Here is an 18,898-nt window from a genome sequence, read left to right as displayed (position 1 = left end):
CAGCCCCAACTTCCGCCCTTGACAGTCAGGTTGTAGGCGGAGAAGTCTGGTTCTTCCGGCGATTGCCGGAAGTCGGGGGATTCCGAAGGTAGCGGGAGTACCTGAGGTATCGGGGGAATCGGGGGGCTCATGCCGGGATACACGTCTGCGCGTCCGACGGGCGGGACATCGACGTACGAGGACCGGACTTCGACCTACGAGGACGGGGCATCGACATACGAGGACGGGGCACGCGCCGCGAGCGGAGCGCGGCGACTGGGGCGGCGGCGGGCGCGCCGGACGGCCGGCCTCGGCGCGACGGCGCTCGCGCTCTGCTTCGTGCTGGCGGCCTGTGCGTCGGAGGGGGGCGGCACGGACAGGGCGAGCGGCTCCGGCAGCAGCTCTCCGGGCACTTCCACCTCGTCGGCGCCACCCCCGAAGCCCTCCGTCGCCCCCGACGCCTATCGCAAGGCGCTCGCCCACACCCTCGTACCGCTCGACAACGCGCTGCGCGCGGTGGACCGGGCGCACGAGGGCGGCTCGCTGGAGGCGGCGCTGGACGCCGCCGCCACCAAGGCCGACGCCGCCGCGGACGCGCTGCAGACCACCCGCACACCGGACGACGCCGGCTCGGGCAACAGCCAACTCGCCACGGCCCTACGTGCTTTGGGGCAGGACCTCAAGAGCGCCCGCGGGCAGGGCGGCCGCTGCGCCACCTCACCGCGGGTCGAACTGGGGACGGCCCAGAGCCCGAAGAGCGTCGAGGAAGCCACCCGCGCGCTCGGTGCGCTCGGCTATGACGCCGCGCTGCGGCTGCCGCGTACGGAGCGGGCCAAGCACCGCAGGCTCGCCAACGGCGCCTTCCTCCGCGACGGAAGCCGGGGCGGCCTCGGGCGGCTGACGATCAACAACGGCACCGGCACGGATGCGGTGGTCACACTGACCCGCGGTCGGCGGACGGCGTTCTCCGTGTATGTGCGCCAGGGCTCGAACACCACCATACGCAGCGTCGACAGCGGTTCGTACACGGTGTACTTCACGACGGGAGAGGACTGGAACGGCGCGAAGAGCTCCTTCACCCGCGAGTGCGGCTTCGAGAAGTTCGACGACAAGGCGAACTTCCGGACCGTCCGGGTGTCCGGTGGGACGCAGTACACCGTGCTGACGTTCACGCTGAACAAGGTGCTCGGCGGCAATGCGAGCACGAGCACGGTGCCACCGGGCGAATTCCCGTCGTAGCGGCGCCGTGGGGCGCGTGGCGGATCGTCTCGGCCGGGTGTCGCGTGCGCGCAAGCGGCCCGGCGTCCGGTTTTTCCGCGGTTGCGGCCCGGCGTCCGGTCCGCGGGGGCGGCTCGGCGTCGGGTGCACCGGAGCGGCTCGGTAGTGTGGCGCCACGTGGGTGACAGCACATGGTGGACTCTGGCAATCGCGGCGGTGACCGGCGGCACGGCCGTGCTCGCCAGTTGGGTCACCAGCCGCGGCAGTACCCGGGCCGCCAGGATCCAGGCCGAGATCGCCGCGCGCTCGCAGCGCGCCGAGCGGCTGCGGGAGAGTCGGCGCACCGCCTATCTGGATCTGATCGAACAGACCCACCGGATGGGCGAGTTGTACTGGGAGATCTCCGCGACGCTGCGGCTGTCCGGCTCGGAGGCCCGTACGGCCACGCTCGGCGAGCTGCACGACCGTGAGGTCGCCGAGTACGCCAAGATCCGCCGCTGCGCACGCGTCGTCGAACTGGAGGGCCCGCCGTCGGCCGCGGCCGCGGCGCTCGCCCTCCAGAAGGCGACCGGCCCCTTCTACGCGGCCGTCAGGGCCGAACTGGACGGTGACACCGACCGTCGCGGTGCGTTCGACGCCGCCTACAGCCCCTTCTGGGCGGCGCTGGAGCGCTTCGTGGACGCGGCGCGGGACGCGCATCAGACGGACTGATCGGACGGACCGATCGGACGGACCGAGTGCGACCGCACGGCCGGTCAGGTGTTCTCGGCCTTCCGGCGGGCGCGGTAGGCGCGCAGGTTGGCGGCGTTGCCGCAGATCTTGACGTCGTGCCAGACGCCGCTGTTGTTGCGGGAACGGTCGTAGAAGGCCACCCGGCAGCGGGGGTTGCGGCAGGTCTTGAGGCGGCGACGGGTATCGGCCTGCTGCGCCTCGAAGGCGGCGGTGAGGATCAGTGAGACCAGCCGACGCCAGCCGCTGCCGCGCGGCTCCAGGCGGACGAGCCCGTCCTCCCCGATCTGGAGCGCGGCGCTGGCACTGTGCAGGACGGGCGTGACGGCGGTGGCCGGTTCGGCTCCGGTGGACTGCCCCGAGGCGGTCAGTTCGTGCAGGTCGTCCCGGAAGGCCCGGAGCCCGTCGAGGCCGTCGGCGTCCAGCATCACGGGGGGAACGGGCTGCCCCGTGACCGCCGACCACTCGGCGATCGCCTCGTCCGCCCAGGCCTGCGCGTCCTCCAGGGCGGCGAGGAAGTCCGGCCGGCGCGGGGCGCCCGCGGCGACGGTGTTGAGCAGGTCCTGGACGAGGCCCAGCCCACCGGGCGCGGGGTCCTGGCGGTAGCGGGTGGTTGCGGGCCAGGTCATCGCGTTCACACCTCCTGGCGGGACGTCGGGCGGATGGGCGGATGGGCGGATGGGCGGTCCATCTTTTCACAGGGGCGGCGGGCACGCGTCCCTCCGAGGAGAACATACCCGTAAGCGGGTCACCCATTACCGGCACCGTCCCAGGCATGCCCCGACCACCATCCCCCAACTACCGGCCCCCCGGACCGCCCGCCCCGCTCACCGCAACGTGGCGAGCAGGGCCGCGTCGTACGGAATCGCCTCGTCGAGGCGGTCGCCGAGCGCCTTGGCCGGCCAGTCGGGGTCGGCGATCAGGGCGCGCGCGACGGCGACCAGGTCGAACTCGTCGCGCTCCAGGCGGTCCAGCAGGAGGTCGATCCCGGTGGCCTCGGATCGCTGGGTCCGGTTCCGCGGGTCGGAGAACTCCTGGTCGAGGCCGACGGATCCCACGGTCAGCACGGCCCGGCCGGTCAGCTTCTTGACCCACCCCGCCAGATTCAGCCCCCTACCGCCGAACTCCGGCAGCCAGTAGCGGCGGGTGGAGGCGTGGAAGGCGTCCACTCCGGCCGCGGCGAGCGGGGCGACCAACTGCTCCAGCTCCACGGGGGTCTCGGCTATCCGGGCCTGATAGTGGCCGGTCTTCCACTGGGACAGCCGGAAGACGACCGGGAAGCCGGGCGAGACGGCGGCGCGCACCGCGGCGACGACCTCGGCGGCGAAGCGGGCGCGGGAGGCCGGGGCGCCGCCGTAGCCGTCGGCGCGGCGGTTGGTGCGCGACCACAGGAAGTTGTCGATCAAGTAGCCGTGGGCACCGTGGAGTTCGACGCCGTCGAAGCCGGTGCGCTCGGCGGCCGCGGCCGCCTCGGCGAAGGCCCGGATCACCGCGTCGATGTCCTGCGGCGTCATCGCGGTGCCGTAGGGGCGGCCGTCGAGCCCCACCGCGGACGGGCCCTCGGCGGGGACGCCGGCCGGCAGGCTCCCGGGGCCGCGCGACACCCCCGTGTGCCACAGCTGCGGCATGATGCGGCCGCCCGCGCGGTGCACCTCGTCGACCACCCGCGCCCAGCCGGCCAGCGCGTCCTCGCCGTAGAAGTGCGGCACGTCGTGGTAGGCGGCCGCGGCGTCGCGGCCGATGAAGGTGCCCTCGGTGATGATCAGCCCCGCCCCGCCGGCCGCCCGGCGCGCGTAGTAGGCCGCCACGTCCTCCCCGGGCACCCCACCCGGTGAGAAGCACCGGGTCACGGGCGCCATGGCGATCCGGTTTTGGAGGGTGAGGCCCCCGATGGTGAACGGCCGTCCCAGCAGCCGTGCCGCTCGCGAGTCCTCGTACGTCGTCATCGCCATGGTGCGCTCCCCAGGTGCAGCAACTCGATCCTATGACAGAAGCGTAAGCCATAGACTTCTTTCGTTTGGCGATACACCTCTGCCGTTGTCGTGTGCCGTTACTCACCCCCGCGCGGCCGGGGCTCAGCTCCGAGGGCGGAGGACCAGCTTCCCCTTCGTCCGGCGGGCGAGCAGGTCCTCGTGGGCGTCGCGCGCCCGCGCGAGGTCGTACTCCGCGCCGACCAGCGGCCGCAGCCGTCGCCGCGCCGTGAGGTCGAGCAGTTCCTCAAGTGCCGGGCCACCGGCCCCGTCGCGGGCGAGGAGCGGGATGAGCCAGAAGCCGGCGACGGTGCGGCTCTCCAGCGCGAGGCGGCCCGGCGCGATGGCGGAGGCGGCCTGCCGCGACGAGGCACCGTAGGTGACCAGCCGCCCGAGGTAGCCGAGCGCGTCCAGGGCGGAGTCGAGGACCGGGCCGCCGACGGCGTCCAGGACGATGTCGACCGGGCGGCCGTGATTGGCGTCGAGGACCCGCTCGCGGTAGCCCTCCGCCGCGCCGTCGATCGCCACGTCCGCGCCGAGCTCCAGGGCGAAGGCCCGCTTGTCCTCGGACGAGGCCGTGGCGATGATCCGTCCCGCCCCGAACTCCCGGGCCAGTTGGACGGCGAGGCTGCCCGTTCCGCCCGCGGCGGCATGGACCACCACGCTCTCGCCGGGCGCCATACGGGCGGCCGACCGCAGCAGGTGCCACGCCGTCAGCCCCTGCACGAGCAGGGCCAGCGCCTCGCCCGCGCGCACCCCCTCCGGCACCTCGACCAGGTCGCGGTCGGCGACCACCGCCTTCTCGGCGTATCCCCCCTGCGGCAGACAGCCCAGGACCCGGCGGCCGTCCGGGGTTAGGCCCACGACCTCCAGACCGGGAATGCGCGGGAGCGGCCCCTTCGGCGCGTACGGACCGTCGGTGTGCTCGCCCGCGATCTGCTTGATGTCCCCGAAGTTGACGCCCGCGGCCACCACGTCGACCAGCGTCTCCCCCGGCCCCGCCACCGGGTCCGGCACCTCGGCCTCCGCCAGCACCTCCGGACCACCGAACCGCTCGAACCGCATGGCGCGCATGCCTGCCCCTCTCCGATGCCGAACCGATCGCCGTTCCGTCGCCAAACTACGTGGCGGATGAGATCGCCTGGGTGCCGCGGCCGGGCCGACGTCGCGGAGACCGGCCGCTCAGCGCGGGTGGTCGTCGCTCTCGGCGGTGTGCGGTGCGATCGCCAGGATGGCGACGTCGTCGTGGAACACGCGGGTGTGCAGCGGCAGATCCGTGTTGAGGAAGTCGACCACGTCGCCCGGGCCGGGCGCGGGCCGGTCCGCGAAGCCGTGGCGGAGACGGTCGAGGAGGGGGTAGAAGGCGCCGTTGTGGTCGCGGGCCTCGATCAGGCCGTCGGTGCACAGCAGGAGGACGTCACCGGGGCCGAAGGGGTGGGTGTAGGCGACGGGGTCTTCGTCGACGAGGGTGGCCAGGCCCAGCGGCAGGGCGGGCGGTCCGGTGAGGGCCGTCACCTCGCCGCCGGAGATCAGGACCGGTTCGATGTGCCCGTGGTTGACGATCGTCACCAGGCCCGCGGGCGCGTCGTACTCGACCAGGGCGGCGGTGACGAACAGTTCGTCGTCGCGGATCTCCTGGGCCTCGCGGGCGAGGCGCCGTTCCAGACGGGCCGCGACGGACAGCAGGTCGCCCTGGTCGTAGGCGGCCTCGCGGAAGCTGCCGAGGGTGTCGGCGACGGTACGTACGGCCTTGAGCCCCTTGCCGCGGACGTCCCCGATGATGGCGCGCTCACCGGCAGCGGTGGCGAGGATGTCGTAGAGGTCGCCGCCGACCATGGTGCCGACCTCGCCGGCCCGGTAGAGACCGGCCGCGAGGACGTTGCCCACCTGGTGCGGCACCGGTCGCAGCAGGGTCCGCATCAAGGCTTCGGCCACCGAGTTGGCGCGGACCAAGTCCCGCTCCTGGCGCCGGCGGTGGGCGGCCAGCGCCATGCCGAGGACGCCGACCAGGCCGGTGGCGATGTACGCGGCGACGTGGTGGTTCTCCCACAGCTGGTGGAGGTTGTGGCCCGTGCAGCACGGAGTGCCGGCCACCACGCCCAGCAGCACGACGGCGAAGACGGTGACGAGGCCGACGCCGACGGGGCCGAGGGTGTAGGCGGCGACCACCGGCAGCGCGATCAGCAGGAAGCTCACCGCCCACTTCGTGGGGGTCACCGTTTCGAGGAGCATGACGAACACGACGTAGGCGAGCGGCAGCCAGCGCATCCACGCGGGCGGGCGGGGCACCTCGAAGCCGCTGTTCTGCGCCGTCGGCGCGCAGCCGTCGGACGGTCGGCCGCGGTCCGGCCGGCGGCCGCGGTGTATCCGTTCGAAGACCGTCTCACCCGATCTGTTCACTCACGGACTCCCGGTACGACCGTGCACAAGGGCCACAGCCTCGCGTGCCCGATCGGCCCCGCCCGGCCATTACGCCATCGGTGGCATGTCATACGGCGGGTCCCTCAGGGCAGCGGGAAGGGGAGGGTCATGTCGGCGAGCGTGCCGGGGCAGGCGCAGGAGCGCTCCCGGGGGAGCCGGCCGAGGGCTTCGAGGACGAGGCCGCGCAGGCGCTCGGTGTTCTGGGCGAAGACGCCGAAGACCTCCTCCTGGGAGACGCTCCGGCGGGCGTCGATGCCCGCGTCGAGGTCGGTGACCAGCGCCACCGCGGTGTAGCAGAGCGCGAGTTCACGGGCGAGTACGGCCTCGGGGTGCCCGGTCATGTTGACCAGCGACCAGCCCGCGGCGGCGTACCACTGCGACTCGGCCCGGGTGGAGAACCGCGGCCCCTGGACCACGACCATGGTGCCGCCGTCGGTCGCCTCGGTGCCGGTCGCGGCGGCCGCCGCCAGCACCGCCCGGCGGCCGTGCACGCAGTAGGGGTCGGCGAACGAGATGTGCACCGCGCCCTGCTCGTAGAAGGTCTGGGCGCGGCCGCTCGTACGGTCCACCAGCTGGTCGGGGACGACGACGGTGCCGTGGCCCAGTTCGGGACGGAGCGAGCCGACCGCGCACGGGGCGAGGATCTGGCGGACGCCCAGCGCGCGCAGCGCCCACAGGTTCGCGCGGTAGTTGATGCGGTGCGGGGGTACGGCGTGGCCGCGTCCGTGGCGGGGCAGGAAGGCGACCCGGCGGCCGCCGGCCGGGCTCAGGGTGATCGCGTCGGACGGCGCGCCGTAGGGGGTGTCGACGGTGACGCGTTCGGCGTCCGCGAGGAGCTCGTAGAAACCGCTGCCGCCGATGACGGCGAGTTCGGCGGTGGGAGTGATGGTCATGGGTCCTGTCCCGCTGCGGCGTGAAGTCGCTCCACATTAGTGGAGGAAAGGCGTCGGGAGGCTGTACCGATACCTCTCTCCAGGCATCGGGTCACTCGGCGGGAGCGGGCGGGCACCGCGCCCGCCGCCGAGTGGCCGGCCGGCGGGTAATGCAGAAATCAGCGGGGTCGGCAACTCGGCAAAGAATGCGGAAACGAGGAGTTCGGCGGGTTCCGATTCCGGCCGGGACGCGGTGTCGGCGGGAATCGGGGTTCACCACCCGTTCGGCGCAATGGAACCGACGCCGGGCCGCCCCGGCATCTCCCGTTTCACGATAATGAGATCGCAAGTGATGTCAAAACCTCTGACGTCGGGAGTTCACATGGAATCCGGATCCAAGGTCTGGAACTGTCCCTTCGACTACGCCGAGGCCCTTGAATTCGATCCGACGCTGAAGCGTCTGCTGACCGAAGAACCCGTCGCGCGCATCAAGCTGCCGTACGGGGAGGGCGAGGCCTGGCTCGTCACGCGGTACGACGACGTACGCACCGTGACGACCGACCGGCGCTTCAGCCGCCACGCCGTCATCGGCCACGACTTCCCCCGCATGACGCCCGAGCCGATCGTCCAGGACGAGGCGATCAACGTGATGGACCCGCCCGCCAGCAGCCGCCTGCGCAGCCTGGTGTCCAAGGCGTTCGCCCCGCGTCAGGTCGAGCGCATGCGGGCCCGCACCCAGCGGGTCGTGGACGAGCTGCTGGGCGAGATGGAGCGGCACGGGTCGCCGGCCGACCTGATGGAGCATCTGGCCTCCCCGCTGCCCCTGACCACGATCTGCGAGGTCCTCGACATCCCCGAGGCCGACCGCGCCCAGCTGCGCGCCCACGCCCGGACGATGATGGACATCGGCCTCGACAACAAGGACAACGCCGTACGGGCCAAGGCCGACATGCGGGAGTACTTCGCGGAGCTGACCGCGGAACGGCGCCAGAACCCGGGCGACGACCTCATCAGCGCCCTGGCCACGGCGCGGGACGGCGACGAGCTGCTCGACGAGCGGGAACTGACCGTCATGGCCATGGTGCTGCTCATCACCGGCCAGGACACCACCACCTACGAGATCGGCAACCTCGCCTACACGCTGCTCACCCGGCCCAAGGAGCTGGAGCTGGTGCGCTCGCGCCCCGAGATGCTCCCGCAGGCGATGGAGGAGATGCTGCGGTTCATCCCCTTCCGCAAGGGCGTCGGCATCCCCCGGGTCGCCCTGGAGGACGTCGAATTGAGCGGGGTGACGATCCGGGCCGGGGACATCGTGCACGTTTCGTATCTGACGGCAAATCGGGACGGTGAGAAATTCGAACGGCCCGACGAACTGGATGTGGAACGCCAGGGGCCGTCCCATATGACGTTCGGCTGGGGCGGGCATCACTGCCTGGGTGCCCCGCTGGCCGTCACCGAGCTCGAAGTCGCCCTCAGCGCCCTCCTGAAGCGTTTTCCGGAGCTGCGACTGGCCAAGCCGGCCGACGAAGTGCCCTGGAACAAGACCTCGATTTGGCGCTATCCGGTAGAGCTGCCGGTCACTTGGTGACGGTGTGCCACAGGCGGGCATGCGGTTCTTGCCCGCCTGGCTTACCGTGATGTCTCGACCAGTTGGCCCATCTGGACAAGGAGAGTTCATCCCTCGGGGAGAGTCCCTTCTTCGAAGGCAGGCCCGCCGAAACGAATTGAGCACAGGGATGTGCACTGGCGGACCACGGTCTGCAAGGAGTGAAATCCCATGGCAGTTCTGTGCAAACCAGCGATAGCCGTCCCCGAATACGTCATCACCCAGGAAGACACCCTCGAACTGGCGCGGCGGCTGCACAAGGACCACACGCAGCTGAAGCTGGTACTCCGGCTGATCGAGCACACCGGCGTCCTCACCCGGCATCTGATCCAGCCGATCGACAAGGTCCTCAAGCACCCCGGTCTCGACGCCCGCAGCGAGGTCTACGAAGAGGAGTCCAAGGCCCGCGTCCCCGCCGTGGTGCGCCAGGCGCTGGACCAGGCCGAGCTGGAGGCACGGCAGATCGACCTGATCGTCTACGTCTCCTGCACCGGCTTCATGATGCCGGCGCTGACCGCCTGGCTCATCAACAAGCTGGGCTTCAGGTCGGAGACCCGCCAGATGCCGATCGCGCAGCTCGGCTGCGCCGCCGGCGGCGCCGCGATCAACCGGGCGCACGACTTCTGCACGGCGTACCCGGACGCCAACGTGCTCATCGTGGCCTGCGAGTTCTGCTCGCTGTGCTACCAGCCCACCGACCTGGGCGTGGGGTCGCTGCTGTCGAACGGCCTCTTCGGTGACGCGGTGGCCGCCACCGTGGTCCGCGGCAAGGGCGGCACCGGCATCCACCTGGAGCGCAACGGTTCCTACCTCATCCCGCACACCGAGGACTGGATCTCCTACGCGGTGCGGTCCACCGGATTCCACTTCCTGCTGGACAAGCGGGTGCCGGGAACCATGGAGCCGCTCGCCCCGGCCCTGCGCGCGGTCGCGCAGGAGCAGTCCTGGGACGCCGGCAACCTGGACTTCTACCTCGTCCACGCGGGCGGCCCGCGCATCCTGGACGACCTCAGCCGCTTCCTGGAGGTGCCGCACGAGGCGTTCCGCTTCAGCCGGGCGACGCTGACCGAGTACGGCAACATCGCCAGCGCGGTCATCCTCGACGCCCTGGCCAGGATGTTCGACGAAGCGTCCTCCCTCGACGGCCACCGCGGCCTGATGGCCGGCTTCGGTCCCGGTATCACCGCCGAGATGGCGCTGGGCACCTGGACCTCGGGATCAGCGGAGTAACCGTCACGGCCGGTCACCACGCACACATCGCCATCCGCCGTCGGCCGCGTGTCCATATGTCGCAAACCAGGGCATCTTGACACGCGGCACGGCGCGATCTATCCAGAGGGTGGAGGCGGTGCCCTCTCCATACCAGCAGGTGAGAGGGCCTGCGGCCAGGTAAGGAGAGGACCATGACACGTGCAGTGGGTATCGACCTCGGGACGACGAACTCGGTGGTCAGCGTGCTGGAGGGCGGTGAGCCCACGGTCATCGCCAACGCCGAGGGGGCCCGCACCACTCCGTCGGTGGTCGGGTTCTCCAAGGGCGGCGACGTGCTCGTGGGGGAGATCGCCAAGCGGCAGGCCGTGACCAACATCGAGCGCACCGCGCGGTCGGTCAAGCGCCACATGGGCGACGCGGAGTGGCGCTTCCCCGAAGGAGGCGGGGACATCGACGGCCGGCACTACACCGCCCAGGAGATCTCCGCGCGGGTGCTGCAGAAGCTCAAGCGCGACGCCGAGCAGTACCTGGGCGAGGACGTGACGGACGCCGTCGTCACGGTTCCGGCCTACTTCAACGACGCGCAGCGCACCGCCACCAAGGAGGCGGGGGAGATCGCCGGGCTGAAGGTGCTGCGGATCGTCAACGAGCCGACCGCCGCCGCCCTGGCCTACGGCCTGGACAAGGAGAACGACCAGACGATCCTGGTCTTCGACCTCGGTGGCGGCACCTTCGACGTCTCGCTGCTGGAGATCGGCGAGGGCGTGGTCGAGGTGAAGGCCACCAACGGCGACACGCACCTGGGGGGCGACGACTGGGACCAGCGGATCGTCGATCACCTGGCCAAGCAGTTCAAGAACGCGTACGGCATCGATCTGTCCCAGGACAAGATGGCCACCCAGCGGCTGCGGGAGGCGGCCGAGAAGGCCAAGATCGAGCTGTCCGCCGCCACCGAGACGACGATCAACCTGCCGTACCTGAGCGCGTCGGCCGAGGGCCCGCTGCACCTGGACGAGAAGCTCACCCGCTCGCAGTTCGAGCAGCTGACCGCGGACCTTCTGGAGCGCTGCAAGACGCCGTTCCACAACGCGGTCGACGATGCCGGGATCAAGGTCTCCGACGTCCACCAGGTGATCCTGGTCGGCGGCTCGACCCGGATGCCGGCGGTGACCGAGCTGGTCAAGGAGCTGACCGGCAAGGACCCGCACAAGGGCGTCAACCCCGACGAGGTCGTCGCCATCGGCGCCACCCTCCAGGCCGGTGTCCTCAAGGGCGAGGTCAAGGACGTCCTGCTGCTGGACGTCACCCCGCTGTCCCTGGGCATCGAGACCAAGGGCGGCATCATGACCAAGCTCATCGAGCGGAACACCACGATCCCGACCAAGCGCTCGGAGATCTTCACCACCGCCGAGGACAACCAGCCCTCCGTGCAGATCCAGGTCTACCAGGGCGAGCGCGAGATCGCGGTCTACAACAAGAAGCTCGGGATGTTCCAGCTGACCGGCCTTCCGCCGGCCCCGCGCGGCGTCCCGCAGATCGAGGTCTCCTTCGACATCGACGCCAACGGCATCATGCACGTCACCGCCAAGGACCTGGGCACCGGCAAGGAGCAGAAGATGACCGTCACCGGCGGCTCCTCGCTGCCCAAGGACGACATCGACCGGATGGTCCGCGACGCCGAGCAGTACGCGGAGGAGGACCGCCGCAGGCGGGAGGCCGCCGAGACCCGCAACCAGGGCGAGCAGCTGGCCTACCAGACCGAGAAGTTCCTCAAGGACAACGAGGACAAGGTCCCCGGTGAGGTCAAGACCGAGGTCGAGACCGCCGTCGCCGAGCTGAAGGAGAAGCTCAAGGGCGAGGACACGTCCGTGATCCGCACCGCCAGCGAGAAGCTCGCGGCCGTCTCCCAGAAGCTCGGCCAGGCCATGTACGCCGACACCCAGGCCGCGCAGGCCGCCGGGGGCGGCACCGGGGGCGCTGCCGCCGACGGGCAGCAGGCCGGGGCCGAGGACGATGTCGTCGACGCCGAGATCATCGACGACGACAAGAAGGAGGGAGGCGCCCGATGAACCGCCCGCCCCACGTCCGCGGCCCCGCCCGCCCGCGGCTGGCACTCGTCGGACGCGGGCCGCAGGACGGCCCCGCCGGGCTCCCCTTGCGCACCGCCACCGGCAAGGAGCGGACCGCCACCGACCCGCCGGCGGCGTCCGAGGTGGCGGGCGCCGAGCTGCGCGAGCGCACGGCCGACCTGCAACGGCTCAAGGCCGAGTACGACAACTACCGCAAGAGGGTGCGCCGCGACCGCCAGGCCGTCGCCGAGATCGCCGTGGCCAATGTGCTGGGCCGGCTGCTGCCGGTGCTCGACGCGCTCGCCGAGGCCGCCGAGCGGGGCGAGGTGACCGGCGGCTTCCGGCGCGTCGCCGACACCCTGGAGGCCGAGCTGGCGGCCCTGGGCCTGCAGTCCGTCGCCCGGCCCGGCGCCCCCTTCGACCCCCACGTCCACGAGGCCGTCACCTGCACCCGCACCGACCGGGTCGGGGACCTCACCTGCTCCGCGGTCGTCCGGCAGGGCTACCGGGTCGGCGGGCAGCTGCTGCGGCCCGCCCAGGTGGCCGTCGCCGCACCACCGGACCCGGACGTGCCCGGAGCGCCGGGGCCGCCGGGCGGCAACACGCCCTGCGCCAGGGCACGTTGAGGTCGACCGCAGCCGCGGGCGGTGCGGGGCGGACCGCCCGCGGCGCGGCGTGACCGTCCGGCGCATTTGCCCCGGACCTGGGGCGGTGTGCGACAGTGGGCGGCCCGGTCGGCCGGGCCCGCCGCGCGCGCAGCCGCTGCCGGGCTCCCTCCCGCATACCGACGACTCCGGGCGCGCCTCGCGCTCGGGGCCGAAGGATCCCGTACGTGTCCCTTACGTCCTTCCCAGAGAGCGATGCAGGCAACGACCCTCGTCCCCCGGACCGCCGAACTGTTCGACCAGGGCCTGGAGCGCCAGGCCGGATCCGCCCTGCTGCGCTTCGGCGCCGCGCGGCAGCGCCCGGCCGACCGGGTCAGCTGGTCCGGCGACGGCGCCGCCGCCTGGCTCGACGGCCCCCGCGGCCACGTATGGAGCGTCGGCGCACCGGACGCCGCCGCCGGACTCGTCCTGCGCGCCGCACACGGGCTCGCCGACGATGTGCGGGAGTTCACCGGCCCGCGCGGCACCGACGCCCTGGTCGGCCGCCACCTGGCGGTGACCGACGCCGTCGAGTGGGTCTTCCGCTGGACGCTTCAGGAGCCGCCGGTCCAACGGGGCGAGGAGCGGGTGTCCGCGCTCGACGAGTCCCACCACGACGAGCTCGTCGCCTTCCTCGCCGAGCACAGCCCGGCCCACTCCACCGGCCCCGGTTCCTCGGGAGTCAGCCTGTGGGCCGGCATCCGCGACGACGCCGACGGGCGGCTGGTGGCGTGCGGCGCCCTGAGCAGCCTGCGGGACAGCGGCGCCCCGCTGATGGCGTCGGTGGCGACCGACGCCGCGCTGCGCGGCCAGGGGCTCGGCGCCGCGCTGACCGCCTGGCTGACCCGGCTCGCGGTACGCCGGCACGGGTTCTGCACCCTGTGGCAGCTCGCCGACAACGCCCCGGCCGAACGCCTCTACACCCGCCTCGGATACCGCAACGAGGACCCCTGCGTGGCCGCCCGCATCGGCGCGGCCTGAGGCCGCGGGCCGCCCTCGGGCAGCGGGCCGTCGGGCGGCCGGTGGGGCGCTCTACACGCCGGTGGCGGACAGCAGTTGGCCGGAGATCTCCCGGACGACGCCGCCGCTGTGCTGGTTGAGGTAGAAGTGCCCGCCGCCGTAGATCTTGAGGGCGAACTCCCCGGTGGTGTGGGCGGCCCACGCGCGGGCCTCCTCGACCGTCACCCGGGGATCGGTGTCACCGATCAGGGCGGTGATGGGGCAGCCGAGGTCGGGGCCGGGCGCGTAGCGGTAGGTCTCGGCGGCCTTGTAGTCGCCGCGGAGGGCCGGCAGGACCATGCTCCGCATCTCGGGATCCCGCAGCAGCTGCGAGTCGGTGCCGCTGAGCTCCTCGACCTCGCGGATCAGCCGGTCGTCGCTCTGCCGGTGCACGAACTCGTCCCGGTGCGCGGACGGCGCCCGCCGCGCGGAGGCGAACAACGCGACCGGGACGACGCCGTGTTGGTGCTCCAACAGCCGGGCGACCTCGAAGCCGAGCGAGGCGCCCATGCTGTGCCCGAACAGGGCCAGCGGGCGGTCGGTCCACGGGAGCAGCCGGGGGACGATCTGCCGGGCCAGCTCGGGGAGGGAGTCGATACACGGCTCCTTGCGGCGGTCCTGGCGGCCGGGGTACTGGACGGCCAGGACGTCGACGCGGGGGGCCAGGGCCGCCGAGACCGGGAAGTAGAAGCTGGCCGCGCCGCCGGCGTGCGGGAGGCAGACCAGGCGGGCGGCGGCCTCCGGGGACGGGTGGAAGCGCCGCACCCACAGCTCGTTGTCCTCGGTGCTGTTCATCGACCGCAACTCCTTTGTCTCTTCGCTCGCTCGGACTGCTCGGGTCGGCCGGGTGTCGACAGTGCGCACGACGGACTTCGTGTGCGCCGGGCGCCGAGAGGGGTTCGGGGATCCGGGAAGGCCGCAGTGATCGGCGTACACCTCCGCGCCGTGGAGTGTACGTTCCGTGCATGAGCGGCGTGCCGCGTTTATCGAAACCGCGCACTCCACGGCCGGCCGCACACGCCGGCATCCGGCATCGCGCAGGGGCTGTACGCAGACCATCCGGACTTTCCCAAAGCTTGACTGCAATTTTTTGCACCTCGCCCGGCGGATAAACATCGCAGGGCCCGAGGTGAAATTTTCTGCAGATGCATCAGGAGTGCAATTCTCTGCAGGTGAGCGGCTTCACCACGGCTCTCACCTGCTGAGTTCTGACTCACCATGCGTCGCGCCGGAATAATCTTGACGACATTACTGAGCCGAAGATAGCTTCGGGGCTGCCGCAAAGCCGCACGATCTGGTGGGGCGGCGCGGCCGATGGGGGTGGCTGACGTGGAGCCGGCCCGGGCCGCGTGCCCGGGCCGGCCGCGCGGCCCTGCGGCGAGTCCGTGTCAACGGGGTTCTGGGGGAAGGCGTGACGGGGGTGCGGGACGGGGTGGACACCCCGCTGACATGTGTGCCGCAGGGCACGGTCCACCACTGTGGAAACCGCCTTCCACTCCACGAATTTCCGCACGTTACATATTTCTTTTCCACTCTCCATGCGGCCGCCTTTCCGGTCGTCGCCGCATTTACCGCACGTGGCCGCGCCGCCGGTGGCCGGCGCACCTGCTCACAAGAACTCAACGGGGGACTTGAAATGAACTCGACCGACTGCTGATACCTGCGAGAAGCGCTCCCCTGCGGGGTTACCGAACTACCCCGCAGTGTGTTCCCCCTACCGCCCCGCATGTCACTCCGCCTCTCCCTCACACGCCACGGGATCCGGAGATGCGCGCGCGGCATCTGGGTGCCATCAACCGCTTCCGCGCCCCCGCCGCCGCACCCGTGTGAGCCACCGGTCCCCCCACTGTTTTCCGCTCAACTGAACAGGACCGCCGGACCCCCCGTCCGCCAGCTGACGGACGGTCCGGACGGTCGCCCTGCGCACGTTGAAGAGAGGTATCCAGTGACTGGCAGACAGCAGGTCGAGGAATTACTGCGTCGGGCCGACCGCCGCGTCGGCCCGACGATCGAGAGCATCGTCGGACCGCCCACCAGAGGGGAGTTGGTCGACCGGCACTCCGGCGTCGAGTACTTCGAGCTGGCGGACAGCCTGTTTCGGACCGCCCGCAAGGAAGTGCTGCTCGTCAACGGCCAGATGAACGGGTTCCGCCGGGAGGACATCGACCGCTTCCGCGCCGCTATCGCCGCCCTGGGCGAGCGGTCGATCGCCGTGTCCGTGATCTGCCACCCCGACGAACTCGACGGGCACGGGCGGCAGGAGTTCCTTGAGCGGATCGGCCGGGAGCACGGGGCGCAGACCCGGATCAGCACCGTGGACCTGCACGGGATGCTGGTGATCGACCGCAGGCGCGCCCTGATGTGGCCGGCCGAGAACGGCCGCAACTGCCTCCTGGTGCACTCCCCCGTCATCGTCGAACCGCTGCTCACGCTGCTCGACGCCAGCTGGGACAGCGCCTGCGACCTGGAGACGTTCGTCCGCTACCACCAGAACATCCTGGACGAGAAGACCCCGCAGATCCTGCGGCTGCTGGGATCGGGGCGCAAGGACGAGGTCGCCGCCCGCCAGCTCGGCGTCTCGGTGCGGACCTACCGCCGGCATGTCGCGAGCCTGATGGAGATGCTGGGTGCCGAGTCCCGGTTCGAGGCCGGGGTGAAGGCGGCGGCGCTCGGGCTCATCGACGTCGACATCCGCGGTGGTTCACCCCGTCCCGCCGCGCCGTCCGGGCGCGGGGCGGTGCCGGTGGTCCCGACCCAGCGGGACGGCCTCGGCCCCGGTGCCGCCCCGGAGATCAGCAGCGACCGCGACCCGACCGACGAGCAACTCGGCTGCGTTGGCGGGCCCCTGACACTGCGGCGGCCCCGCCGCGGTGGCGGCCCCACGGCTGCCTGGGCCGCCGCCCGCTGGTGCCCGAGGTGATCCGGCTCCGCCCCGCCCACATCGATGGCAGCTTGCTGCCTTGCGGGCAGGGGCGGGGCGGGCCCGGCCTACGCTTCCCACGAGGTGCTCTCCCGAGGGGTTTCCCTGCGGGGCAGGGCGCAGACGACGCGACGGAAGTGATCCGGGACCGTGCACACCACAGCTGCCGACGATGCGACGCCGATATTCGCGCGGGACAAGAACATCTGGTTCCACCACTGCGACCCGGCCGGCATCGTGTTCTATCCGCAGTACCTGCTGCTGATGAACGAGATTCTCCAGGAATGGTTCGAAGTCGGACTGCGCACCGACTACGCGGGGCTCTTCCAGAAGCGGCAGCTCGGCATTCCGACCGTGCGGCTGGAATGCGACTTCCTCGCGCCGAGCCGGCTGGGTGACACCGTGCGGTTCGCCCTGGAGGTGAACCAGATCAAGACCAGCTCGTTCCACCTCGCGTTCTCGTGCACCGGCGCCGATCCGGCCGACGTACGCGTACGGATCAAGGCCGTCCTGGTGTGCATGTCGCTCGATTCCCACCGGCCGGTGCCGATTCCCGACGACATCCGTAGCGCGATGCAGGAATGGCTGAACCCGGCGGCCGACCCGGCGACCACGTGACAGGGGAAGGACGTAAGCGAGAGATGGCAGACGAACTGGTGCTCACCGAGGGCGTGGGAGCGGGCAACTTCTTCCGCACCGCGGCCGCCGCCGGCGCGGTCGCCGGCAAGAGCGTCATCGAGCTGGACAAGGACTACCACCACCCCGAAGGCCACGCCGTCCGGGAGTTCACGCTCGCCGAACTCGACGCGCTCACCGACCGGGTGGCCGCCGGATTCCAGCGCGACGGCATCGGGCCCAAGGACCCGGTGGCGCTCTTTCTGGACGAGAGCGTGCGCTATCTGATCCACTACATCGCCCTGACGAAGATCGGCGCCATTCCGGTATTCCTCAACAGCCTGCTGCCGCCGGACATCGCGGCCACGTTCATCTCCCGGGTCGGCGCGGTGGCGGTGGTCTGCGACGGCAGGCTCGACGAGGGCGCGCTGGACATCCCCTCCTACGACGCCGACCCGTATGCCGACGGCCCCTTCCGGGTGTTCACCCACGCCGACGACGACCCGGTCCTGATCGCGCACACCTCCGGGACCACCGGCGTACCGAAGGCCGTCCAGTTCAACCACCAGGGCTTCTTCTTCGGCATCCGGCAGCAGATCGGCGCGGAGCTCGGAGCGCGCGTGCTCTCCGCGCTCCCGCAGAGCCATGCGTCGGCGATCTCGGTGCTGATGTCCTGTGTGGCACGCGGCAGCCGGGTGCTGCTGAGCACCGGGCGCGAGCCGGAGCATCTGGCGGGACGCATCGAGGAGTTCCGGCCCGAACTGGTCGCCGCCTTCCCGAAGGTCTTCGTCGACCTGTGCCGCCTGGACCTGGACCGCTACGACTTCGGGTCGGTCGCCCGCTGGATGTCCACCGGTGACGCCAACCACGAGCGACACATCCGGCGGCTGGTCCGGCTGGGCAACCACCGCGACCGCAGCGGCACCATGACCCCCGGGTCCCTGTTCATCGACAACTTCGGCTCCTCGGAGTTCGGCTTCGCGATGTTCCGGCAGGTCCACTCGCCGGCCACGGACCGCTACGGCCGGTGCATAGGGCGGCCCTTCGACTGGATCGACGCCCAGGTCTTCGACGACACGGACAAGCCGGCGGAGCACGGCACCGTGGGGCGGCTGGCGCTGAAGTCGCCCACCGTCACGGCGGGTTACTGGAACGACTCGCTGCTGAGTGAGAAGAACCGGGTGCGGGGCTACTGGCTCACCGGCGACCTCGCCTACCGCGACGAGGACGGCCGCTTCTACCACGTCGACCGCACATCCGACAGCATCACCACGCCGCGGGGCACCATCTACAGCTGCCAAATCGAAGAGTTGATTCTGCGCCAGATTCCGGAGGTTTTCGACTGCTCCCTGGTGCACTCCTCGGCGACCGCCGAAGCGCCGCGGCGCCTGGTCCTCACCGTCGACCTGTCGTCGGCCGAAGCCGACCTGGAGGCGCTGCGCACGCGGATCAACGCGGCGCTGTCCCGGGCGCGGCTCCCGGTCGTCGACCGGATCGTGGTCAAGGAGTCCGACGACCACGTCGGCATCACCGGCAAGGCCCTCAAGCGCACCATGCGGGACGCCTACCAGAGCGTGTGACACCTCCGCCCGCCCGGGCGCGCCGCCCACCCCCCAACGGCGCGCCCGGGCCGTTTTCCGTACG

The 18,898-nt window shown here is 71.3% G+C and carries 16 protein-coding genes; 10 read left to right on the top strand and 6 right to left on the bottom strand.

What is annotated here, in order from left to right; translation table 11 throughout:
• The first annotated feature begins 129 nt into the window (after positions 1-129).
• Both WAB15_RS30675 and WAB15_RS30670 read left to right on the top strand, forming a co-directional pair.
• On the top strand, positions 130-1,218 hold the full coding sequence (locus WAB15_RS30675) for a hypothetical protein (RefSeq protein ID WP_407288194.1): 1,089 nt from the start codon (positions 130-132) through the stop codon (positions 1,216-1,218).
• Positions 1,219-1,374: 156 nt separating this feature from the next.
• Positions 1,375-1,908: a hypothetical protein gene (locus WAB15_RS30670; protein ID WP_407288193.1), complete on the top strand. Its 534-nt coding sequence runs from the start codon at positions 1,375-1,377 to the stop codon at positions 1,906-1,908.
• A gap of 44 nt (positions 1,909-1,952) precedes the next feature.
• Here WAB15_RS30670 and WAB15_RS30665 read toward each other — a convergent pair whose 3' ends face one another.
• The 5 genes from WAB15_RS30665 to WAB15_RS30645 all read right to left on the bottom strand — a co-directional run bounded on the left by WAB15_RS30665 (position 1,953) and on the right by WAB15_RS30645 (position 7,210).
• On the bottom strand, positions 1,953-2,555 hold the full coding sequence (locus tag WAB15_RS30665; RefSeq protein WP_399146138.1) for a CGNR zinc finger domain-containing protein: 603 nt from the start codon (positions 2,553-2,555) through the stop codon (positions 1,953-1,955).
• A gap of 198 nt (positions 2,556-2,753) precedes the next feature.
• Entirely contained in the window at positions 2,754-3,878 is a 1,125-nt protein-coding gene (locus tag WAB15_RS30660) for a 12-oxophytodienoate reductase (protein WP_407288192.1), read from the bottom strand.
• A gap of 123 nt (positions 3,879-4,001) precedes the next feature.
• Positions 4,002-4,970: a zinc-binding alcohol dehydrogenase family protein gene (locus WAB15_RS30655; RefSeq protein ID WP_407288191.1), complete on the bottom strand. Its 969-nt coding sequence runs from the start codon at positions 4,968-4,970 to the stop codon at positions 4,002-4,004.
• A gap of 108 nt (positions 4,971-5,078) precedes the next feature.
• Complete coding sequence (locus WAB15_RS30650) at positions 5,079-6,296, bottom strand: PP2C family protein-serine/threonine phosphatase (protein ID WP_407288190.1); 1,218 nt, start codon at positions 6,294-6,296, stop codon at positions 5,079-5,081.
• A gap of 104 nt (positions 6,297-6,400) precedes the next feature.
• Complete coding sequence (locus WAB15_RS30645) at positions 6,401-7,210, bottom strand: S-methyl-5'-thioadenosine phosphorylase (protein WP_407288189.1); 810 nt, start codon at positions 7,208-7,210, stop codon at positions 6,401-6,403.
• A gap of 361 nt (positions 7,211-7,571) precedes the next feature.
• Between WAB15_RS30645 and WAB15_RS30640 the strand changes: the two genes are divergently transcribed.
• The 5 genes from WAB15_RS30640 to WAB15_RS30620 all read left to right on the top strand — a co-directional run bounded on the left by WAB15_RS30640 (position 7,572) and on the right by WAB15_RS30620 (position 13,701).
• Positions 7,572-8,777, top strand: coding sequence for a cytochrome P450 (locus WAB15_RS30640; RefSeq protein ID WP_399146133.1), 1,206 nt, complete (start codon positions 7,572-7,574; stop codon positions 8,775-8,777).
• A 189-nt stretch (positions 8,778-8,966) separates the two neighbouring features.
• Positions 8,967-10,025 carry a type III polyketide synthase gene (locus WAB15_RS30635; RefSeq protein WP_399146132.1) on the top strand — a complete coding sequence of 353 codons (1,059 nt, stop codon included), beginning with the start codon at positions 8,967-8,969 and terminating at the stop codon, positions 10,023-10,025.
• Between the two features lie 173 nt (positions 10,026-10,198).
• Positions 10,199-12,076, top strand: coding sequence for a molecular chaperone DnaK (gene dnaK, locus WAB15_RS30630; RefSeq protein ID WP_407288188.1), 1,878 nt, complete (start codon positions 10,199-10,201; stop codon positions 12,074-12,076).
• A complete protein-coding gene (gene grpE, locus WAB15_RS30625) occupies positions 12,073-12,702 on the top strand; it encodes a nucleotide exchange factor GrpE (RefSeq protein WP_407288187.1) in 630 nt (209 codons plus the stop codon). Before dnaK ends, grpE begins: the two co-directional genes overlap by 4 nt.
• A gap of 234 nt (positions 12,703-12,936) precedes the next feature.
• On the top strand, positions 12,937-13,701 hold the full coding sequence (locus WAB15_RS30620; protein WP_399146129.1) for a GNAT family N-acetyltransferase: 765 nt from the start codon (positions 12,937-12,939) through the stop codon (positions 13,699-13,701).
• Positions 13,702-13,752: 51 nt separating this feature from the next.
• Here WAB15_RS30620 and WAB15_RS30615 read toward each other — a convergent pair whose 3' ends face one another.
• A complete protein-coding gene (locus WAB15_RS30615; protein WP_407288186.1) occupies positions 13,753-14,514 on the bottom strand; it encodes a thioesterase II family protein in 762 nt (253 codons plus the stop codon).
• Between the two features lie 1,150 nt (positions 14,515-15,664).
• On the opposite strand from WAB15_RS30615, the gene WAB15_RS30610 reads away from it, so the two are divergent.
• The 3 genes from WAB15_RS30610 to WAB15_RS30600 all read left to right on the top strand — a co-directional run bounded on the left by WAB15_RS30610 (position 15,665) and on the right by WAB15_RS30600 (position 18,834).
• Positions 15,665-16,639, top strand: a complete 975-nt coding sequence (locus WAB15_RS30610; protein WP_407288185.1) for a response regulator transcription factor — start codon at positions 15,665-15,667, stop codon at positions 16,637-16,639.
• 150 nt (positions 16,640-16,789) lie between these two features.
• Positions 16,790-17,257 (top strand): acyl-CoA thioesterase, encoded by a 468-nt coding sequence (locus tag WAB15_RS30605; RefSeq protein ID WP_407288184.1) that lies wholly within the window; start codon positions 16,790-16,792, stop codon positions 17,255-17,257.
• Between the two features lie 23 nt (positions 17,258-17,280).
• On the top strand, positions 17,281-18,834 hold the full coding sequence (locus WAB15_RS30600; RefSeq protein ID WP_407288183.1) for a class I adenylate-forming enzyme family protein: 1,554 nt from the start codon (positions 17,281-17,283) through the stop codon (positions 18,832-18,834).
• The last annotated feature ends 64 nt before the right edge of the window (positions 18,835-18,898 follow it).

This window comes from Streptomyces sirii (assembly GCF_045690365.1).
Taxonomy (GTDB): domain Bacteria; phylum Actinomycetota; class Actinomycetes; order Streptomycetales; family Streptomycetaceae; genus Streptomyces; species Streptomyces sirii.
Note: the sequence above shows the minus strand (reverse complement) of the source record. Positions and strands in the feature narration are given on the sequence as shown.

Bases quoted from the DNA above. Each gene is read 5' to 3' on its own strand.
- WAB15_RS30675 (WP_407288194.1), top strand. From the start codon at position 130: ATGCCGGGATACACGTCTGCGCGTCCGACGGGCGGGACATCGACGTAC.
- WAB15_RS30665 (WP_399146138.1), bottom strand. From the start codon at position 2,555: ATGACCTGGCCCGCAACCACCCGCTACCGCCAGGACCCCGCGCCCGGT.
- WAB15_RS30660 (WP_407288192.1), bottom strand. From the start codon at position 3,878: ATGGCGATGACGACGTACGAGGACTCGCGAGCGGCACGGCTGCTGGGA.
- WAB15_RS30655 (WP_407288191.1), bottom strand. From the start codon at position 4,970: ATGCGCGCCATGCGGTTCGAGCGGTTCGGTGGTCCGGAGGTGCTGGCG.
- WAB15_RS30645 (WP_407288189.1), bottom strand. From the start codon at position 7,210: ATGACCATCACTCCCACCGCCGAACTCGCCGTCATCGGCGGCAGCGGT.
- WAB15_RS30640 (WP_399146133.1), top strand. From the start codon at position 7,572: ATGGAATCCGGATCCAAGGTCTGGAACTGTCCCTTCGACTACGCCGAG.
- WAB15_RS30635 (WP_399146132.1), top strand. From the start codon at position 8,967: ATGGCAGTTCTGTGCAAACCAGCGATAGCCGTCCCCGAATACGTCATC.
- dnaK (WP_407288188.1), top strand. From the start codon at position 10,199: ATGACACGTGCAGTGGGTATCGACCTCGGGACGACGAACTCGGTGGTC.
- grpE (WP_407288187.1), top strand. From the start codon at position 12,073: ATGAACCGCCCGCCCCACGTCCGCGGCCCCGCCCGCCCGCGGCTGGCA.
- WAB15_RS30620 (WP_399146129.1), top strand. From the start codon at position 12,937: ATGCAGGCAACGACCCTCGTCCCCCGGACCGCCGAACTGTTCGACCAG.
- WAB15_RS30615 (WP_407288186.1), bottom strand. From the start codon at position 14,514: ATGAACAGCACCGAGGACAACGAGCTGTGGGTGCGGCGCTTCCACCCG.
- WAB15_RS30600 (WP_407288183.1), top strand. From the start codon at position 17,281: ATGGCAGACGAACTGGTGCTCACCGAGGGCGTGGGAGCGGGCAACTTC.